Annotated in this window: 18 protein-coding genes; 1 reads left to right on the forward strand and 17 read right to left on the reverse strand. The window is 68.5% G+C overall.

Annotation, left to right across the window (positions count from 1 at the left end; translation table 11 throughout):
* Window positions 1-138: 138 nt before the first annotated feature.
* The 14 genes from EV662_RS00085 to EV662_RS00150 form a co-directional block, all read right to left on the reverse strand.
* The gene (locus tag EV662_RS00085; RefSeq protein WP_132460100.1) at window positions 139-549 is read right to left on the reverse strand and encodes a DUF3168 domain-containing protein; all 411 of its coding nucleotides are present in this window, start codon (window positions 547-549) and stop codon (window positions 139-141) included.
* The gene (locus EV662_RS00090; RefSeq protein WP_132460101.1) at window positions 550-972 is read right to left on the reverse strand and encodes an HK97-gp10 family putative phage morphogenesis protein; all 423 of its coding nucleotides are present in this window, start codon (window positions 970-972) and stop codon (window positions 550-552) included.
* Window positions 969-1,301 carry a head-tail adaptor protein gene (locus EV662_RS00095; RefSeq protein ID WP_132460102.1) on the reverse strand — a complete coding sequence of 111 codons (333 nt, stop codon included), beginning with the start codon at window positions 1,299-1,301 and terminating at the stop codon, window positions 969-971. The genes EV662_RS00090 and EV662_RS00095 overlap by 4 nt, the downstream gene beginning before the upstream one ends.
* Entirely contained in the window at window positions 1,298-1,873 is a 576-nt protein-coding gene (locus EV662_RS00100; RefSeq protein ID WP_132460103.1) for a head-tail connector protein, read from the reverse strand. The genes EV662_RS00095 and EV662_RS00100 overlap by 4 nt, the downstream gene beginning before the upstream one ends.
* Before the next feature lie 24 nt (window positions 1,874-1,897).
* On the reverse strand, window positions 1,898-2,197 hold the full coding sequence (locus EV662_RS00105) for a hypothetical protein (protein ID WP_132460104.1): 300 nt from the start codon (window positions 2,195-2,197) through the stop codon (window positions 1,898-1,900).
* A 63-nt stretch (window positions 2,198-2,260) separates the two neighbouring features.
* On the reverse strand, window positions 2,261-3,550 hold the full coding sequence (locus EV662_RS00110) for a phage major capsid protein (protein WP_132460105.1): 1,290 nt from the start codon (window positions 3,548-3,550) through the stop codon (window positions 2,261-2,263).
* A 151-nt stretch (window positions 3,551-3,701) separates the two neighbouring features.
* Window positions 3,702-4,292, reverse strand: a complete 591-nt coding sequence (locus EV662_RS00115) for an HK97 family phage prohead protease (protein WP_132460106.1) — start codon at window positions 4,290-4,292, stop codon at window positions 3,702-3,704.
* Complete coding sequence (locus tag EV662_RS00120) at window positions 4,289-5,581, reverse strand: phage portal protein (RefSeq protein ID WP_132460107.1); 1,293 nt, start codon at window positions 5,579-5,581, stop codon at window positions 4,289-4,291. The genes EV662_RS00115 and EV662_RS00120 overlap by 4 nt, the downstream gene beginning before the upstream one ends.
* Window positions 5,572-7,407 carry a terminase large subunit gene (locus tag EV662_RS00125; RefSeq protein ID WP_132460108.1) on the reverse strand — a complete coding sequence of 612 codons (1,836 nt, stop codon included), beginning with the start codon at window positions 7,405-7,407 and terminating at the stop codon, window positions 5,572-5,574. Before EV662_RS00125 ends, EV662_RS00120 begins: the two co-directional genes overlap by 10 nt.
* Window positions 7,404-7,886 carry a P27 family phage terminase small subunit gene (locus EV662_RS00130; protein WP_132460109.1) on the reverse strand — a complete coding sequence of 161 codons (483 nt, stop codon included), beginning with the start codon at window positions 7,884-7,886 and terminating at the stop codon, window positions 7,404-7,406. Before EV662_RS00130 ends, EV662_RS00125 begins: the two co-directional genes overlap by 4 nt.
* Before the next feature lie 144 nt (window positions 7,887-8,030).
* The gene (locus EV662_RS00135) at window positions 8,031-8,393 is read right to left on the reverse strand and encodes an HNH endonuclease signature motif containing protein (protein ID WP_132460110.1); all 363 of its coding nucleotides are present in this window, start codon (window positions 8,391-8,393) and stop codon (window positions 8,031-8,033) included.
* 166 nt (window positions 8,394-8,559) lie between these two features.
* Complete coding sequence (locus tag EV662_RS00140) at window positions 8,560-9,279, reverse strand: hypothetical protein (RefSeq protein WP_132460111.1); 720 nt, start codon at window positions 9,277-9,279, stop codon at window positions 8,560-8,562.
* 577 nt (window positions 9,280-9,856) lie between these two features.
* Entirely contained in the window at window positions 9,857-10,645 is a 789-nt protein-coding gene (locus EV662_RS00145) for a Rha family transcriptional regulator (protein WP_132460112.1), read from the reverse strand.
* Window positions 10,642-10,917 (reverse strand): hypothetical protein, encoded by a 276-nt coding sequence (locus EV662_RS00150; protein ID WP_132460113.1) that lies wholly within the window; start codon window positions 10,915-10,917, stop codon window positions 10,642-10,644. The genes EV662_RS00145 and EV662_RS00150 overlap by 4 nt, the downstream gene beginning before the upstream one ends.
* A gap of 350 nt (window positions 10,918-11,267) precedes the next feature.
* Between EV662_RS00150 and EV662_RS00155 the strand changes: the two genes are divergently transcribed.
* Complete coding sequence (locus EV662_RS00155) at window positions 11,268-11,612, forward strand: hypothetical protein (RefSeq protein WP_132460114.1); 345 nt, start codon at window positions 11,268-11,270, stop codon at window positions 11,610-11,612.
* Between the two features lie 166 nt (window positions 11,613-11,778).
* Here the strand turns inward: EV662_RS00155 and EV662_RS00160 are convergent, their stop codons facing one another.
* The 3 genes from EV662_RS00160 to ssb are packed head-to-tail and all read right to left on the reverse strand — an operon-like array spanning window position 11,779 to window position 15,159.
* Window positions 11,779-13,536 carry a DNA primase family protein gene (locus EV662_RS00160; protein WP_243695751.1) on the reverse strand — a complete coding sequence of 586 codons (1,758 nt, stop codon included), beginning with the start codon at window positions 13,534-13,536 and terminating at the stop codon, window positions 11,779-11,781.
* Between the two features lie 2 nt (window positions 13,537-13,538).
* The gene (locus tag EV662_RS00165; RefSeq protein WP_132460116.1) at window positions 13,539-14,663 is read right to left on the reverse strand and encodes a DUF7146 domain-containing protein; all 1,125 of its coding nucleotides are present in this window, start codon (window positions 14,661-14,663) and stop codon (window positions 13,539-13,541) included.
* 10 nt (window positions 14,664-14,673) lie between these two features.
* Window positions 14,674-15,159 carry a single-stranded DNA-binding protein gene (gene ssb, locus EV662_RS00170; protein ID WP_132460117.1) on the reverse strand — a complete coding sequence of 162 codons (486 nt, stop codon included), beginning with the start codon at window positions 15,157-15,159 and terminating at the stop codon, window positions 14,674-14,676.
* Window positions 15,160-15,178: the final 19 nt, after the last annotated feature.

A 15,178-nucleotide genomic window follows, 5' to 3' on the forward strand; every position in this document is an offset into this window, starting at 1 on the left:
GTGACACTCCTTGAAGAGGGGCGCCCTCCCCCGGAGGGGGCGCACGAGGTTGAAGGCTCGGGGGATCACGCGGCGGGGCCGCAATGGGAAAGGCCGCCTCGAAGGGCGGCCCGGGTGACGGAAAGGCGCCAAGGCGCCCTAGAGCGGCTCGATCAGGAGCCGATATTCGCAAAGCCCGTGCCGAAGGCGGTCGGGATCGCGGTCGATCGTCGATCGCTCGCGCCGGATCATCACGAGATTGTGGCCCGGGACCGCGAAGGCGGCCCGGTGCAGGAGCTCGAAAATCCGCCTCTGGATCGCGCGCGCCTCCGCGTGCGACCCGGAGGCCGAGAAGGTATGAACCCGGACGATCACGTCGAAGAGGTCCGAGCCCTTCGTCCCGACGTCGCGGACGTCCATTTCCCCGATCGCCACGCGCGGGAAGGCCGCGGCGGCGTCCCCGTCCTCGCCCTGCGCCGGGGCGTCGCAGACCGTGACGCCGAGGCCGGCGAGGGCCGCGTCGCCGGAGAGGCGCTCGAAAAGCGCCGTCTGGAGCGCGAATTCGTCCATCTACCGCCCCCTCTTCTGCGCCCGGCGGATCGCCGCTTGGAACTTCTTCACGAATTGCTCGCGGAGGATCACCGGGAGCTTGGCCTCGATCTCGCGGACCGAGGGCAGAATGAAGGGCCGCGCCGAGAGCTTCGAGGTCCCGCGCTCCAGAAAGCGCCAATAGAAGCCGTCCGCCTTCGCGCCGCGGCCGCGCTCTGCCACGACGTCGGACCGGATGCGGCCGAACTCCATCCGCCGGCGCTTCGTCTTGATCGAGCGGGCGAGGTCGCCCTCGTCTCGGGGCGCGTTCCTCTTCACGAGGTCCCGCACGCTCCCGGCGACGCCGTGCACGGTCGCGCGGGAAATGTTGACCGCGTGCCGCGGCGCAACCTCTTCGAGGAGCCGCTTGACGTCCTCTGTTCCGCGCACCTCTACCCGCATCATGCCGAAAGCTCCCCCGCCGTGGCGGTGATTGTCTGATAGAGCGCGCGGGCGACCGGGCGACCGTGGCCCTCGATATTCCACAGGAAGCCGCCCCACCTGATCCGGTCGCTCGCGCGAAGATCGTCGCGGGCGCGGATCGTGAAGCGCGCCCTCTGCCGGGCTTGGACCCCGGCGCCGAGAGCGCCCTCCTCGCCGGCGAGGAGCGTCACCTTCGCCCACGGCGAGGGATCGGCCGGGATCGGCGCCCACGCGACCACCTCGCCGCCGGCGCCGTCCGGGGTGCGGACCTGGCGCTCGATCTCGATCTTCTGGTCGAGCCTTCCGATCATCCGAAAACCCTCACGCGGTTGAGGTTCACGAGCCGCTCGACGCCGAGCGGGATTTGCGTCGCGACCGTTCCGATCACCACCTCGTCGCGCACCTCGAAGCGGTGCGCCGCGAGGAGCTTGACGGCGTGCCGCAAGGTCGCCGGGACCGCCGCGGCCGTATCCCCGAAGCCCGCGCGATAGGTGATCGAGATCGCGTCGGGCCGATCGCCGAGACCGCTCGGCCAATCGCCGCGGACGAAGGCGCGCTCGCCGTCAGAGATCAGCGCGAAATCCCCGATATCGCCGGCAACGGTCGAGCCGTCCGCCTTGACGAAGGCGATCGCCTCCAAAGATTGCGCGGGGCCGATTTCAAGCTCGACGTCGCGGGCGGCGGCGGGGCCTCGCGTGAGCGTGTAGCTCGCCGAGATCATGGCGCGGCCGAGGAGCCCGGTCCCGTCGATCTCGTCGATCGCGGCGGCGAGACAGCCGTCGAGGAGATCGTCCTCGGCCGTCGAGGTGATCCGCAAGTGAGCCTTGAGCTCTTCCCGGGTGACGGGGAGCGCGGCGGGCGGTGTCGTCTGGCGCGTTGGCATGGGTCCGGGCTCCGGTGCTTCGGGTTACTCCGCCGCGGGATCGGGGGCGGCGGCCTGGGCGAGGGCCGCCTTCCGGGCGGCGCGCCGGGCGGCAATGGCAGCGCGCGCGGCCGTCCTGAACTCTTGCGCCTCCTCCGCAACACGGGCGGCGGCGATCTCCTTCGCACGCGCGAGGGTGAGGCCCTTCGTCAGCTTCACGACGTAGCCCGCGCGCTCCAGATCGGCGGCGATCGCGGCATCGGAGAGCGTGACCTCGTGACCTTCCGTCAGATCGACGGCCGGGCCCGAGGCGCTGACCGTCGCGAGATATCTCGTCGGCTTCATGTCGTCATTCTCCAGCGGAAAGGGGCGGGCGGCCCGGAGGCCGCCCGCCCGACCCGGCCCCTATCAGGCCGGCGTGGCGAGGTGCTTGATCGCGCCCGGCGTGCCGATCCCGCCGTCGTAGCGCACGACGCCGGCGATCCCGAGATTCGGGAAGAACTTCTCGCGGGCGATCCCGATCATCGGGCTCCCCACCTTCCGGACGTAGAACTCGCCGAAATCGCCGAAGGCGATCGGCTTCTTCGAGGCGCCGATCTGATCCATCGCCTGATTGAAGCGCGCCGGCTTGCCGAGGAGGGTCGGGGGGACGCCGCGGGTCACGTCGCCGTCGCTCCAGATGTAATCGCCGTTCGCGTTTTTCAGCTTCCGGACGTGCTTCACGGTCTGGTCGTGCATCTGGAAACCGACCTTCGGACCCATGCGATAGGCGGGATCGACCGAGTGGAAGAGGTCGATCACCTCGTCGAAGGTGAGCGCCGAATTCGACGCCGCGAGCTTGCCCTCGACCGAGGCCGTCATGAACCCGAGCGGCTGGCCGACGCCGGTCCCGACCGTGAGCTCGGTATTCGCCTTCCGGCCCGCGCGCTTGGCGATGAGGCGGGCGAGGATCGCTTCCCACGAGAAGCCCGAATCCTGCGCGAGCTCGAAACTCCAAGTGATCCACGGCGTCGCGCGGGTGTAGGCGAGGAGGTCCTCCTTCGTCACGGTCACGTCGCCCGACCCGTCGTCGGCGAGCGAGTTGCCCTCGGTATGGGCGGCCGTCTCGCCGGCGGTGTCGTCGATCTTGGGAAGGACGATCGGCGCGCCGTCACCCGTGACCATGACCGTCGCGACGTCCTCGTCCCACATGGGACCATAGGCGGCCATCGCGATATTGATCTCGCGCGCGAGGGTCGTCGGGACGGTGAAGCCGCCGGTCGCGCCCGTCGCGCCGGCCTGGGCGCGCTGGTCGATCTTCGCGAAATTCGCGCGCAGCATGTCGCGCGCCTCCTGCGGGATCGCCGAGAGATCGCCGCCGGCCGCGAGCATGTCGCGGAAGGCTTCGCGATACTCGTCGCTGTCCGCGTGCGCGCCGGGCGCGAAGGAATCGGAGGCCGCGGTCGGGCGGCGCGACTCGCGCGCCTCGCGGGCGCCGCGCTCCTCGATCTCCTCCATTTCCCGGCGCGCCTCGTCGGACCGCTCCAGCCGGTCCGCCTGCTTCACGAGCGAGTCGCGGCGATCCATCAGGGAATCGAATTCGGCCTCGAAGGCCGCGGCCTTGTCGGCGTCCTTCTCGGCGCCGGCAGCGTCGAGCTTCGAGCGGGCCTCGGTTTCGAGCCGCTTCGCCTCCTCGCGGAGCTCCTTGATCTTGGACATTTCCAAGCCTTTCCTTTTCAGAAACGCGCCCCTCCCCCGGCGGGGCGCTTGGGGTTTCGATCGCAGGGGGAAGGGCGGCGGGGAGGCCGCACGAAAAAGGCCGCCCGGGGGCGGCCTTCGTCAGCGTGGGGCGGCGGGGTCGCCGGCCGGGTCAGAGCCCGGCGAGGCGCGCCTTCCGCGCGAGGCGGGCTGCGACCTGGCCGGCGTCCGGCCTCCGATCGGCGCGGGCGGCCTCCAGAGACCGAAGGCCGATCTCGGTCCCGGAATAGGCCGGCTCCGTCACGATCGAGACGTCGAAGAGCTCGACCTCGTGGATCGTGCGCCGCGGGACCTCGCCGCTATCGTCCCACTCCTCCCGCACGGCGCGGAAGGCGAAGGACATTTTCGAGAGGTCGCCTCGCTTCATCTTCGGGACGATCCGCTTCACGTCGGGATCGTCGGGATCGAGCTCGCTCTCGACCCGGAGCCCGCGCGCATCCTCGGCGAGCCGGAGCGTCCCCGAGCTCGTGCGCGCGAGCGGCAAATCCCGGTGATTGACGAGAAAGACCGTATCGTCGCCGCGCTTGAGCGCCTCGGCGAAGGCGCCGGGCGCGATCACCTCCTCGAAGAAATCGCCGATCATTGCCGGCTCGCTGAAAACGGCCGCATAGCCGGAGACGCGAACCGCGTCGGCCTCGGCCTCGCCCGCCTCGCGGACCTCGATCGGGAGCCCTGCCCGGACCTCGCGCTCTTGTTTCGTCATTCCTCGGTGTCCTCCGGGGGCTGGGGCGACGAAACCCCGCGCGCGATCTCGGCGCGGATTTTGTCCTCGATAAGCGTGATCGGGATCGTCGCGGATTGCATGAAGAGTTGACCGCCGCCGTCCAGCGCCTCGCGACCGGACATTTCGCGCGCCTCGTTCGGCGTGAGTTGCCCGGTCTGCACAGCCCGGGCGAGCGCCTCGATCCGGTCCTTGAAAACGCCCTTCGCGAGCTCGTCGAGATCGCTCCGGACGTAGAGGTCGGAATCGCGCCCGAAGAGCTTCAAGGAAAGCTCGGCGTCGCTCTGGCGGGCCCGCTTCGAGAGCGTGTGCTTGACGAGGTGAAGGTCCTGTTGCTCGGTGTTCGCGAAGGTCCCGGTCGAGAGCTCTTGCAGGAAAACCGGCGGGAGGTTGTAAATCCGCGCGACCTGCTGAACCGTGAAAATCTGGACCGGAGTCAACTGCATCTTTTCCGGATCGTCGCCGAGCCGGGTCAGCTTGAAGCCGGCGGGGATCGGGAGGATCGGCTTCCCTTCCTCGGCCTGCCGGCGCGCGACCTTCGCCACGTCGTCGGACGCCCGACGCGCCGCGTCGCCGGAGGGCATGGCGCCCTCCAGCACATAGGGCGGAATCCCGTTCTTCCCGAAAACCGTCAGGGCATAGCGCGAGGCGTTCAAACCCTGCCGGATCGCCCCGGCGCATGTCAGAACCGGGTTTCGCGACGAGATCAGATCGGCCCGCCGGGAGAAAGCGAGGTCGATCACGTCGGCCGCCGGATAGGTGACGACGCGGCCGTCCGCGCGGGTGTAGTCGAAAAAGACCCGGCCGCGGCCGTCGCGGCGGACCGCGGTCCGGTCATATTCCAGCGGGAAGAGGTTGATCGGGAGACCGGTCCGGTCGCGCTCTATGTAGATATAGCCGCGCCCCGGCCCGAATTGCTCGGCGTGCGCGACCTGGCGGAGCTCGATCGCCGGGGTCGTATCGTTGGCCGCGACGTTGAGAAGGGCGGCGACCGGGTGATCGACCCGCTCGTCGGGCTCGCCGGGCCCCCGCCGCCGATAGACGGCGACCGGGAGCGCGGCGAGCGAGGAGCTCAGGAAGTTGATCGCCGCGAAAACCGGAGGGAGCGAGATCGCCTCATTGAAAGAGACGTGCTCCGAGGCCCCCTCGGCGCCGATGATCCGGAGGAGCCCCTCGAAGCCCGGATCGAACTGGACCGCGGCGCGGAGCTCCGCTTCGGCCTCGGCCGCGCGGGTTGCCGGCGCGCGGCGGAAGAGGTTCTTCAATCCCATAGGGAATCCTCCAGCGAAAAGGTTGCGTCCGCCCAAGGCGACACGGGATCGCCGCTCCGCTCGCGGCAAAGCGCCATCCCGACCGCCATCGCGAGCGAGACCATCCCGTCGATCCGGCCGTGAGCCTTCTCCTTGTCGAACATGCGGTGTCCGGTCCGATTCTCGGCGTAAGTGACCGAGGCCGCCATGGAGTCGAGGAGCGGATTCCGCTCGACGGTCAAGCGCCCGTCGCCGAGCGCCTCCTCCAGCTTGTTGATCGAGTCCGGCATCCAGAGGAAGATTTCCTTCGCGCCCTCCGGGGCGTTCGGGTCCTTCTCCAGAATCCGCTTTTGGTAGCCCTGCGGATGGATTTCCGCGGGGATCGTGATCCCGGCCTCGGTGAGGTTCTCGGTCAACCTCTCGAGTCCGTATTGGTCCGCCGCGATCGCGACCGGCGAGAAGCGCGCGTTGATCCGGCCGATCGCGTCGGCGAGCCACGCATACTTGAGCCGCTCGCCCGGGACCGCCTCGATAAAGCCCTGATCCGTCCAGAGATCATAGGGCGCTTGGTCGCGGGCGGCGCGATCGAGGAGCGTATCGCCCGGCGTCCAGAACCACGTTTTCGCGACGAGCCGCTCGGCGTCCTTCGTAGGATCGACGAGCCACGCGAGCGTGAGCGCCGAGAAGTCGCGGACCTGGGAAAGGTCGAGCCCTCCGAAGCACGGGAAGCCCTTCTCGGTGAGCTCCTCGGGATCGACCTCGCCGTGAGCCGCGAGCCACGTCTCGCGCTTGATCGCGGCCGTGACGGATTGCGTCCACTGGCAGAAATGGAGCCGGGCGATCCCGTTCCGCTTGCCCGGCATCTGGCGGGCCTTCTTCACCTCGCCGGCGAGGAACTCCTCCGAGATCGTATGGCCGAGGAGCGGGTTTGCCTTGATCCAGCACGACGGGTCACTTTCCCAATCGTCGCCCTCGTCGAGCGAACAAACGAAAGCGAAGGTCGTATCGTCGTCGGTGACGCCGGTCACGACGTTGATCGCGTGCGTGTGCTCCTCGAAACAGATCGAGCGCCGATCGGTCCCGCTATTCGTCGCCATGACGAGGAGCGGTTGCCGGCGGAACTTGAAGCCCCTCTCCAGCATGTCGATAACGTCCCGCGAGCGGTGCTCGTGCACCTCGTCGCAAAGCGCGCAATGCGGGCGTGGGCCCGATTGCCCGGCCTCCGCCGAGATCGGCTTGAAGATGCGTTTCCCGCCGTCCCGGCCGGTATAGGTCAATTGCCAGACCGGATTCTCGCCCTGCGCCGAGACGACGCGCGAGAGCGCCGGCGACTGGTCCCGCATCGCCACGGCGTCGCGGAACATGACTTGCGCCTGATCCTTCTTCGAGGCGGCGGCGTAAACCTCGGCCCGGGCCTCGCCGTCCGCGATCAGCATATAAAGACCGATCCCGGCGATTAGCGGGCTCTTCCCGTTCCCCTTCCCCTCTTCGTCGTAGAACCGGCGAAAGCGGCGCGTCCCGCGAAGGACCGGGCTCGGGTGATCGTCCGCCCATTTCCAGCCGAAGAGAGACCCGACCCGGAACGCCTGCGACGGGTGCAGCTTGAACGGACGGCCCTCGAACTGTCCGCCGTTGAGGCGGAGCATCTTCGGGAAGAAACGGATCGCGCGGAGCGCCGCGTCGAGGTCCCAAACGAGGCCACGGGCGGGCCCCTCTTCGAGGTCGCGAAGGTGGCGCGCCGCGGCGGCGCGGATATAGGGCCCCGCGACCACCTCCCCGGCGACCACGCTCTCGGCCCACGCCGTCACCGGGTCCGCGGCGGCCGCGGTCCGGTGTGCGCGGCTCATGTCAGGTAATCCCCCGTCCCGTCAGGATCGTTGAAGTTGAAGCCGAGTTGACCCGGCGCCGTGAGGCTCCGCTCGGTCGCGGGCGTCATGCCGAATTCGCCGGCGAGGGCCCGAATCTGGCGGAAGGTTTCGTTGACCTGGGCGACCTCCGGGCGGGCTTTCTGTTGCTCGCCGTCCCGGGTTTTCGTCGTGTAGGTTTCGCCCTCTTCCTCGATCACGAGGAGGAGTCGCTCGTGCCGCGCGACGACGCGGACGAGCTGGTGAAACATGAAAATATTCGCCTCGTTGAGCCGATCCCGCGTCGGGTGGCAGAGCGGGAGCGCGAGGCGGCGGTAGATTTCCCGGTGATCGGGATTCATGTCGCCCGGCTCAAGCTCCAGCATCCGCGACCGGGCGCGCTCGGCCAGATTGTGAGGCGCCGCGCCGTCCTCCCGCATGGGGACGACGGCGCCGCTCCCATTGGGTTTACGGCCCTTCATGTGGCAATCCCTCTCATGTGGAGAACTCTATTCAATTTCCGCTCGGCGCGAAAAAAGGCTCCTCCTCCGGTCCTCTGGCGGGCGGGTGGCGCTTCGACCCCTCCCCCCGGGGTCTGCGCGAAGCGCGCGGCGCGGGAGGCCGCGCTACCTGTTGGCAGGGTGGCGGGGGTCGAGGGGCCAGCCATCGGCGCCGCGCTCCTCGGAAAAACCCTTCACCTCTTCGCGCTGCTTGTTCCGATCGTGATCGTCAGGGCAAAGCGTTTGCAGGTTGTCCGGATCGTAGAAGAGCGCCTCGTCGCCCTTGTGCGGGACGATGTGATCCGCGACGACGTGGCGGCGGCGTGGGTTGCTCTGGGGCGCGCCTGCGGAGGTGAGGCTCCCGTCATTGGCGAAACCGCGTTTCAGGCAGAGACGGCAAAGCGGCTCTCGCTCCTTCTGCGCCGTCGAGAGCCGGCGCCATGCCGCGGTTTTGTAGAGGCGCCGCCACGGGCGCGGATCGCTCGCCATGTCCTGCGCTCCTCGATCTGGCGGGAAGGACGTCGCGGATCGCATGGGCCCGGGGCGAGGGCGAGACGAGGAGAGCAAGAGCCCCGAACGGCCGCGATCCGCGACGTTGCTCGACTCGCTAGACGAGAGCGACACGAGCCGTCAAGAAAACCGCGGCCGGGTGACATCAAGGGCGCGAAACCCGGTTGCCGTAGCCCATCGCGTCGGCGAGGTCGGTCAGCATTTCCGCCGCCGATTCGGTCAGGGCCTTGCGGTGCTTCGAGTGCGCGCTCCAGCCGGCGCGGCGCAAGATCGCCGCCATGTCGAGGCCCTCTATCGCGATCGCGTCGAGGAGCTCGGTCGCGGTGATCGGGCGAGCGGCGCCGCGGCTGGGGCGGAGGATCACGCGCGCCGGACCCTCGACATAGGCCCGCCGGGCGCGCGACCATTTCCAGCGGTTGACCGTGCCGCGCGCGAGGCGGACCATTCCGGCCTGCTGCGCCCGCGTCGCCGCGCCGCCGTCCGGCACCTCGGCGGACGATCCGCCGGGCGCCTCCGGGCCGAGCGACGCGCCGCGGACGGCCCCGACCCGCTCGACCGCGGACGCATAGGCCAGCGCGGCAAGGCGGCGGCCATCATGGCGCGAGAGCTTGGCGAGGATCGGAGGCTCCCGGCGCAGCGCGGTCCGGGTGCCCGGCTCGGTCAAGGGCTCCTCAACCTGGCGGCCGTCCGGCGTGCGGCGGAGCTCCACCACCTCGCCGAGGACGACGGGATCGCGGGCGAGGCCCGACGCGGGGCGCTCGCCTGCGCCGTCGCCCGCGCCCTGCCGGGACGCCGCGGCGGCGGCGAGTATGTCGAGGGTCAGGGACGCAACGAGGCCCCGCGGCGTGGAATGGGTCCGGATCATGCTCTCCGCTCCTTTTGGTGCTCCCCGGCACAATACATCACAAGATATTGTGATTTTAGCCCCTGATTTCGGGATTTACGGGATCGACGCGGGACCGAAACGGGACCGACAAAATCAACCCCAGCGCACCCAGATTCCTGTTTTTATTTCTTTTTTCTGATCTACGGGATCGACGGGATCGAGAATCCGACATAACGCATAAAAGAAAAACCCGGCTCCCCGCACCCCGCGCACACATATGAAGAGCCCCGGGAATTTCGCTCCCGTCAATCCCGCAGGCATCCTAAACCATTGTCCTTGATAGACTTTCCATGGGATCAACGCCTTTTTTCGCTCCCGCGCTCAATCCCGTGACGGGATCAACGGACCGAGATCGCGCTTCTCTGGCATGGGGGAAGGGGGCGGCCGAAGCCGCGCGGGAGGCGCCGGGCCGAGGCGGCGGCGCCGATCTGGCGGGGCGGTCGTGGCAGCGCCGCCGGGAGCGATGGATCAGAAAAGCCGGCCCTGCCGATCGTCCCGCCTCGCGGCGGCCGAGGGCGTGGGAGAGACGGGACGATCCAGAGCAGGCGGCAGGCGGTCAGCGCCAAGCAATGCCGCGGTAATAGCTGTCCGAACTCTTGAAAGGGCAAAAGGTGGCGCCGCTCTCGGGGTCGCGATAAACGCCGGAAAGCGCCGCAAGCCTGATCTGCGCGCGGCGTCGTCCCCAGGCGGGAAGGCCCCGCTCGACCTGCCATGCGCGGAAACGGGCGATCAGATCGCGGGCAAGCAGAACATCATCCCTATCTCCGCTCACGACGCATTGCGTGGACAGGAACACGCGCAAGGGGTCGTCGCCATCGCCGCAAACCTGCGTGGCGTGATGCTTGGCAGGATCGTAAAGGCCGACGAGATCGCTCGTGGACCAGAAGTCCTGAGCAGCACGACGCCCCCAGGTCAACCGAACTTCGCGGCAGGCGGAAAGAGCCTGCTCCAATCCATCCGGGGCAACAGAGGCGGCGGCGGCCTGGCCTTGCAAGGCCGCCTCCATGCGATTGAACGCCTCAATATAGCACAGCTTCCAGCGCAAGGCACGCGGGCCGGTGAACCCCATTGCAAGAAGGGTGAACCCGTCCCGCGTCATTTCAAATACGCGGAATCGCCTTGCTGTCCCGTTGCCGGTCTCCACCTCTATGAACGACTCCTCAAATTTGAGGAGTGGCCCCAACAACAACGCGGGCTCTTCCGAGATCAGCCTCTCGATATCCCGCAATACGTTGTCATGCCGCTTACCAAAGAACGCGGCCACGTCCCGGCTGCTGGCGAACACGCCACCATTCCTGGCGAACACAACCGGCTGGCGGGCGGGAACCTCGGCCGCCACGCTCACGCCCCCGCCCTTTCCTGCGCACGGCGCGCCGCCCGCACCGCGGGGTGCGTGGCGAAAATGTCAGCGCACAAAGTATCGGAGTGAGCAGTCGCATCCGCAAGGATATCTTCCAGAATCGAGGCGGCGGCGCCGACCATTTCGCAGAACTCTTCGGGCGAAAGATCGGCCGCGCCCTGACCGGCAAGGCGCAGAGTGCGTGCCTGCATTTGGGCCTTGTAGATCAGTGCGGTCAGGGCTTCGGCGGCGGGGGTCAGTTTATGTGCGGCACTCATGGCGTTCTCCTAAGGTCAGTTTGATCCGACCGAAGGGAGACCAATCCCGGGTGGCCGGACGGAACAGGATTGGCCTTACCGCCCTTAGGAAGCGGCGCCCCCGAAGGAGCTCCTGCCCCGCCCGACCATAAAAAAGCCGCACCGAAACGGCGCGACTTTGCGAGCGCCTAAGTCACTGCGGGAGGCCAATCCCGGCGCCGGATGCGTCCGGCACTACGAAACGATAGGCCCCACGACTGAATAAGTCAACACAGGGCGGGCACCCGGCCGCTTCGGGCGTGACAAGGCCGCGCGCGTTTGGCAGACAGGCCCGGCCGCGCTGGCCGCGACTACAGACGACAGGAGAGAGAATGCGCCCCGTGTATGCTTTTGCCCTGGCCGGCCTTGCCGGCTGCGTGCAATTCGCCGAGATCGAGCAATCAAGCCCCGTGAAGCCCAGCCCGACTCTGGTGTCCGAGATCAAGGCCGAAGTGACGCGGGATTTCCTCGACCCCAATAGCGCGCAGTTTCGCAACCTGAGAGTCGTTGACGTTACACTCGCCAACGGCCAGCACGAGCGGCGCGTCTGCGGCGAAGTAAACGGAAAGAACGCCATGGGCGGCTATGTCGGGTTTTCAATGTTCGGGGGCGTTGTGGTAGATGGCGACTTTCGGCAACGCGACTTCTTCTCGCCCTGCGAACAGTGGCGCGGCTGATCCTTCAAGCTGAACGCTTTCCGCCACCGCGCCTCGGCCGCATCGCGGCACGCCGCACAGGCCCGCAGATAGCGGCGCTCCTCCGGCCGGAGCTCCGTATAGAGCCCGGGCCGACGAAAGCCGAAGGGCGCGGAGGCCGCGCCGCAGAGGTGACAGGGCCCGGCCATCAGCGATAGCCGGCGTCGCGATCCCGACGCAGCGCGAGGCGCGCGGCGATCTCCGGGAGGAATCCGATCCCGACATAGTAGGAATCGGATTTCTTGCGGGCGGCGAAGGTCGCGCCCGTCTCCGGGTGCTTGAACATGCCGGCCGCCTTGGCGAGGCGCATGGAAACGGCGCGCTTCCCCCAAGGCTCGTTCCCGGTGTCCTCCATCCAGAGCCGGAAGCCGTCCACGAGATCGCGCGCGAGGAGCTCGTCGGAGTCGCGGCCGGTCACATGGCATTGCGTCAGGAGGAAAACCCGGAGCGGGTCGCTCTCCTCGCGGTAAACGCGCGTCGCCTCTGAGATCGCGGCCGGGACCTGGAGCCCGCCCTCCAGCCACTCGACGGCGCCCTCGATCATCCAATTCAGCACCCCGGACGCCTCGGCCCGGAGCTTGCGCGGGAGAAGCGGATCGACCTCCTCCTCGGGGATTTGCTCGTCGAAGGGGAGGAGCATCACCCGCCGCCAGATTCCATCATCGTCGCCCCTGATCTCCGGCTTGTGATTGCCCGAGATCGTGAGCTTGAATTCCGGCGTCACCTCGACGAATTCCTGTTGCATCCGCCGGATCAAGACGGGCTCGCCGCCGGTCAGGGCCTTGACGATCGCCTCGCGCATCCTCTGGCCCTGCTCCGGCTCCGAGGCGCGGACCATCCGGGCGCCGGGGATGCGCACGAGGTCGGGCGTCGCGTCCGATCCCTTGCGTTGCTCGGCGCCCGTGAGGCTCTCGATCGGGACCGTCGTCGCATAATCCGACATGATCTCGGCGATCAGATCGACGAGGGTCGATTTCCCGTTTCGCCCGCCGCCATGGGCGAAGAGGAGCTTTTGCTCGGTCGTGAGCCCGGTCAGGGTGTAGCCGAACCACCGCTTGAGAAACGCCCGGCGCTCCGGGTCCGGCTGGATACGCGCGAGGAACCGCTCGAAGGTCGGAGCCGCCGCGCCCGGGTCATAGTCCGCCGCGATCATCTTCGAGACGAGGTGCTCGCGATCATGCGGGAGGAGCTCGAAACCCCACCGCTCCGGGACCTCCTCGCCGTCCTTCGCCCACGCCGCCTCGTGCGGATCGACCGCCTTTCGGAAGCGGATCAGCCCCGAGCGGGTGTTGACGACGAGCGGGTCCGCGTTGAGGCGATTGAGCGGCACGGCGACCGAGACGCTCGCCTCGGTGAGCATGTTGTTTATGGCGGCCGTGTTCCCCGAGCTCTTGGCGTGCGCCCGATGCGACCGCTTGCGAGCGCCGAGCGCCTTCCGCGCCTCCTTCCCCTCCTTCACGAGCTCCTCTAGCTCCTTGATCCGACGGCGATCGGCCCGCGTGGGGTCGTCCTTCCGATAGAGGGCTTCGAGCTCCTCGCTCGCCCGCTCCTCGGCCTCGATCGCGGACCGCTCCCAATCTTCGAGCGCGATCCACGGGAGCTCGGCGAGGATGCGCTCGCCGATCCGATGCGCCAGCGCGCGGACGTCGATCCGGTCCTCGTCGAGCCGCCAGACCTGGCCCGTCCAGCGGTGCCAGCCGACGCGCGGGACGAAGAGGCAATCCTCGCCAAAATGCGCGAGGAAGCGTTGCCCGTTCCCGTAGTCGTTCAGCGGGAGCGCCGCGCATCGCGACTCGATCGGCTCCTCCTGCGGGTCGGGCGGGATCGCTCCGGGCCCGCCGGAATCGGCCGGCGGGAATTGCTCGGCCTCCTCGAAGGCCCGGGCGAGCGCGTCTCTCGCGTCCATCTTCACGTTGTGCTCTCCTCGGTCCGGCCCGGCTTGTCGCCGAGCTCTCGCAATAGGTCGTTAAGGTCCCGGCCGGCGCCGGGATGCACGATCTCGCCGGCGAGGCCGGGGATCGCGGATTGCGCGCGGCGGAGCCCGGAGAGGAGCTTCGCGCGGGTCGCTTCGGGATCGCTGTCGCCGTCTTGGATCAGCACGAGCCGCCGCACCCATGGCGGCGGGACGAAGGCGCGATCGTCGGCGGGGTCGGGCTGGCCCGAGTTGCGCGGCGGAAGCATCCGGCCGGAAATGTTGCCCAGATCGACGGCCGCCCAATAGACCGCGGGACCGAGAGGGGCGATAACGCGCGCCGAGAGGGTCGTCTCGATCCCCTCGCCCATCACGAGCACGCCGGCGGACGGGTCGCCGCCGAGACGGATCGCGCCGGCCTTCTTCGAGCCCCGGACCATCTTCGCCGGGAACGCCTCGCCCGTCTCCGGATCGACGATCTCGGCCTTCGCCGAGGGCTTGGAGAGATCGATCCATGTTTGATGCACCGCCGCGAGCCTCCCGTCCGGCCCTTGGATCGCGGCGATCATGCAGGGGCCGCGGTGCAGCGTGACGAGCCGCCCGCCGATCTTGCGCACATAGGGGTGATCCGGCTTGAAGCGGAGCGATTTCGGGAGCTCGCGGAGCCGGATCGCACGGGCGGCGAGATATTCGACCACGGGCGAGGCGGCCGGCGACCTGGCGGAGCTCCAGATCGTCGCGGCGTCGCGGATCGCGGCCTCGCGATAGCGGGCGGCCTCGGCCTCCTGCCGGGCGCGCTCGGCCCGGGCGCGAGCCTTGCGGCGCGCGAGCTCGGCGGGATCGACCTCGATCGCGGCGCCGGCGAGGTGATCCAGCGCGCCCTTGAAATCGCAGCCTAGAACATGCTGCGCGAGGTCGAGCCCGTCCCCCTTGGCGCCGCAGACCCGGCACAGGAAGAGACCGCGATCGAGATTGATCCCGAAACGGTCCCGCCCGCCGCAGCGCGGGCAGGGCCCGACGAGCTCGCGCCCGTCGCGCCGGAGCCCCTCCAGCGGGAGGCGCTCGATCACCTCCCGCATGGGCATTGCCTTCGCGATCTCGATCCTCGGATCGGAGCCCATGGCCGCGCCCTCAGAAGGGGATTTCGTCGTCGAGATCGCCGGCCGGCCCCGGCCCCGGCCCGCCCGACGCGGCGGGGCCGCGATCATCCGGGCCGCCGTAGCCGGCCCCGGCGCCACCATAGCCGCCGCCGTCGCCCTGCCCGGATCGGCCGTCGAGGAGGATCAAGTCGCCATTGTAGGGGCGGAGGACGATCTCGGTCGAATAGCGGTCCTGTCCGCTCTGGTCCTGCCATTTCCGCGTTTCGAGCCGCCCCTCGACGAGCACCTTCGAGCCCTTGCGGAGGTATTGCTCCGCGACCCGGACAAGCGCCTCATTGAAGATCGCGATCGTGTGCCATTCGGTCCGCTCGCGCTGTTCGCCGGTGTTGCGGTCCTTCCACCTGTCGGAGGTCGCCAAGCGGAAATTGCAGACCTTGCCGCCATTCGGGAAGGATCGGACCTCCGGATCGCGGCCGAGGTGCCCGAGGAGCTGCACGCGGTTGATTGATTTCGCCATGGAAAGCGCCTTTCGTGTT

It is taken from the genome of Rhodovulum marinum, assembly GCF_004343075.1.
GTDB classification, from domain to species: domain Bacteria; phylum Pseudomonadota; class Alphaproteobacteria; order Rhodobacterales; family Rhodobacteraceae; genus Rhodovulum; species Rhodovulum marinum.

Excerpts from the sequence above, each read along its gene's own strand:
- EV662_RS00110 (WP_132460105.1), bottom strand. The coding sequence starts at position 3,550 with ATGTCCAAGATCAAGGAGCTCCGCGAGGAGGCGAAGCGGCTCGAAACC.
- EV662_RS00165 (WP_132460116.1), bottom strand. The coding sequence starts at position 14,663 with ATGGGCTCCGATCCGAGGATCGAGATCGCGAAGGCAATGCCCATGCGG.
- EV662_RS00100 (WP_132460103.1), bottom strand. The coding sequence starts at position 1,873 with ATGCCAACGCGCCAGACGACACCGCCCGCCGCGCTCCCCGTCACCCGG.
- EV662_RS00105 (WP_132460104.1), bottom strand. The coding sequence starts at position 2,197 with ATGAAGCCGACGAGATATCTCGCGACGGTCAGCGCCTCGGGCCCGGCC.
- EV662_RS00095 (WP_132460102.1), bottom strand. The coding sequence starts at position 1,301 with ATGATCGGAAGGCTCGACCAGAAGATCGAGATCGAGCGCCAGGTCCGC.
- EV662_RS00085 (WP_132460100.1), bottom strand. The coding sequence starts at position 549 with ATGGACGAATTCGCGCTCCAGACGGCGCTTTTCGAGCGCCTCTCCGGC.
- EV662_RS00155 (WP_132460114.1), top strand. The coding sequence starts at position 11,268 with ATGCGCCCCGTGTATGCTTTTGCCCTGGCCGGCCTTGCCGGCTGCGTG.
- EV662_RS00125 (WP_132460108.1), bottom strand. The coding sequence starts at position 7,407 with ATGAGCCGCGCACACCGGACCGCGGCCGCCGCGGACCCGGTGACGGCG.
- EV662_RS00130 (WP_132460109.1), bottom strand. The coding sequence starts at position 7,886 with ATGAAGGGCCGTAAACCCAATGGGAGCGGCGCCGTCGTCCCCATGCGG.
- EV662_RS00115 (WP_132460106.1), bottom strand. The coding sequence starts at position 4,292 with ATGACGAAACAAGAGCGCGAGGTCCGGGCAGGGCTCCCGATCGAGGTC.
- EV662_RS00140 (WP_132460111.1), bottom strand. The coding sequence starts at position 9,279 with ATGATCCGGACCCATTCCACGCCGCGGGGCCTCGTTGCGTCCCTGACC.
- EV662_RS00135 (WP_132460110.1), bottom strand. The coding sequence starts at position 8,393 with ATGGCGAGCGATCCGCGCCCGTGGCGGCGCCTCTACAAAACCGCGGCA.
- EV662_RS00090 (WP_132460101.1), bottom strand. The coding sequence starts at position 972 with ATGATGCGGGTAGAGGTGCGCGGAACAGAGGACGTCAAGCGGCTCCTC.
- EV662_RS00160 (WP_243695751.1), bottom strand. The coding sequence starts at position 13,536 with ATGGACGCGAGAGACGCGCTCGCCCGGGCCTTCGAGGAGGCCGAGCAA.
- ssb (WP_132460117.1), bottom strand. The coding sequence starts at position 15,159 with ATGGCGAAATCAATCAACCGCGTGCAGCTCCTCGGGCACCTCGGCCGC.
- EV662_RS00150 (WP_132460113.1), bottom strand. The coding sequence starts at position 10,917 with ATGAGTGCCGCACATAAACTGACCCCCGCCGCCGAAGCCCTGACCGCA.
- EV662_RS00120 (WP_132460107.1), bottom strand. The coding sequence starts at position 5,581 with ATGGGATTGAAGAACCTCTTCCGCCGCGCGCCGGCAACCCGCGCGGCC.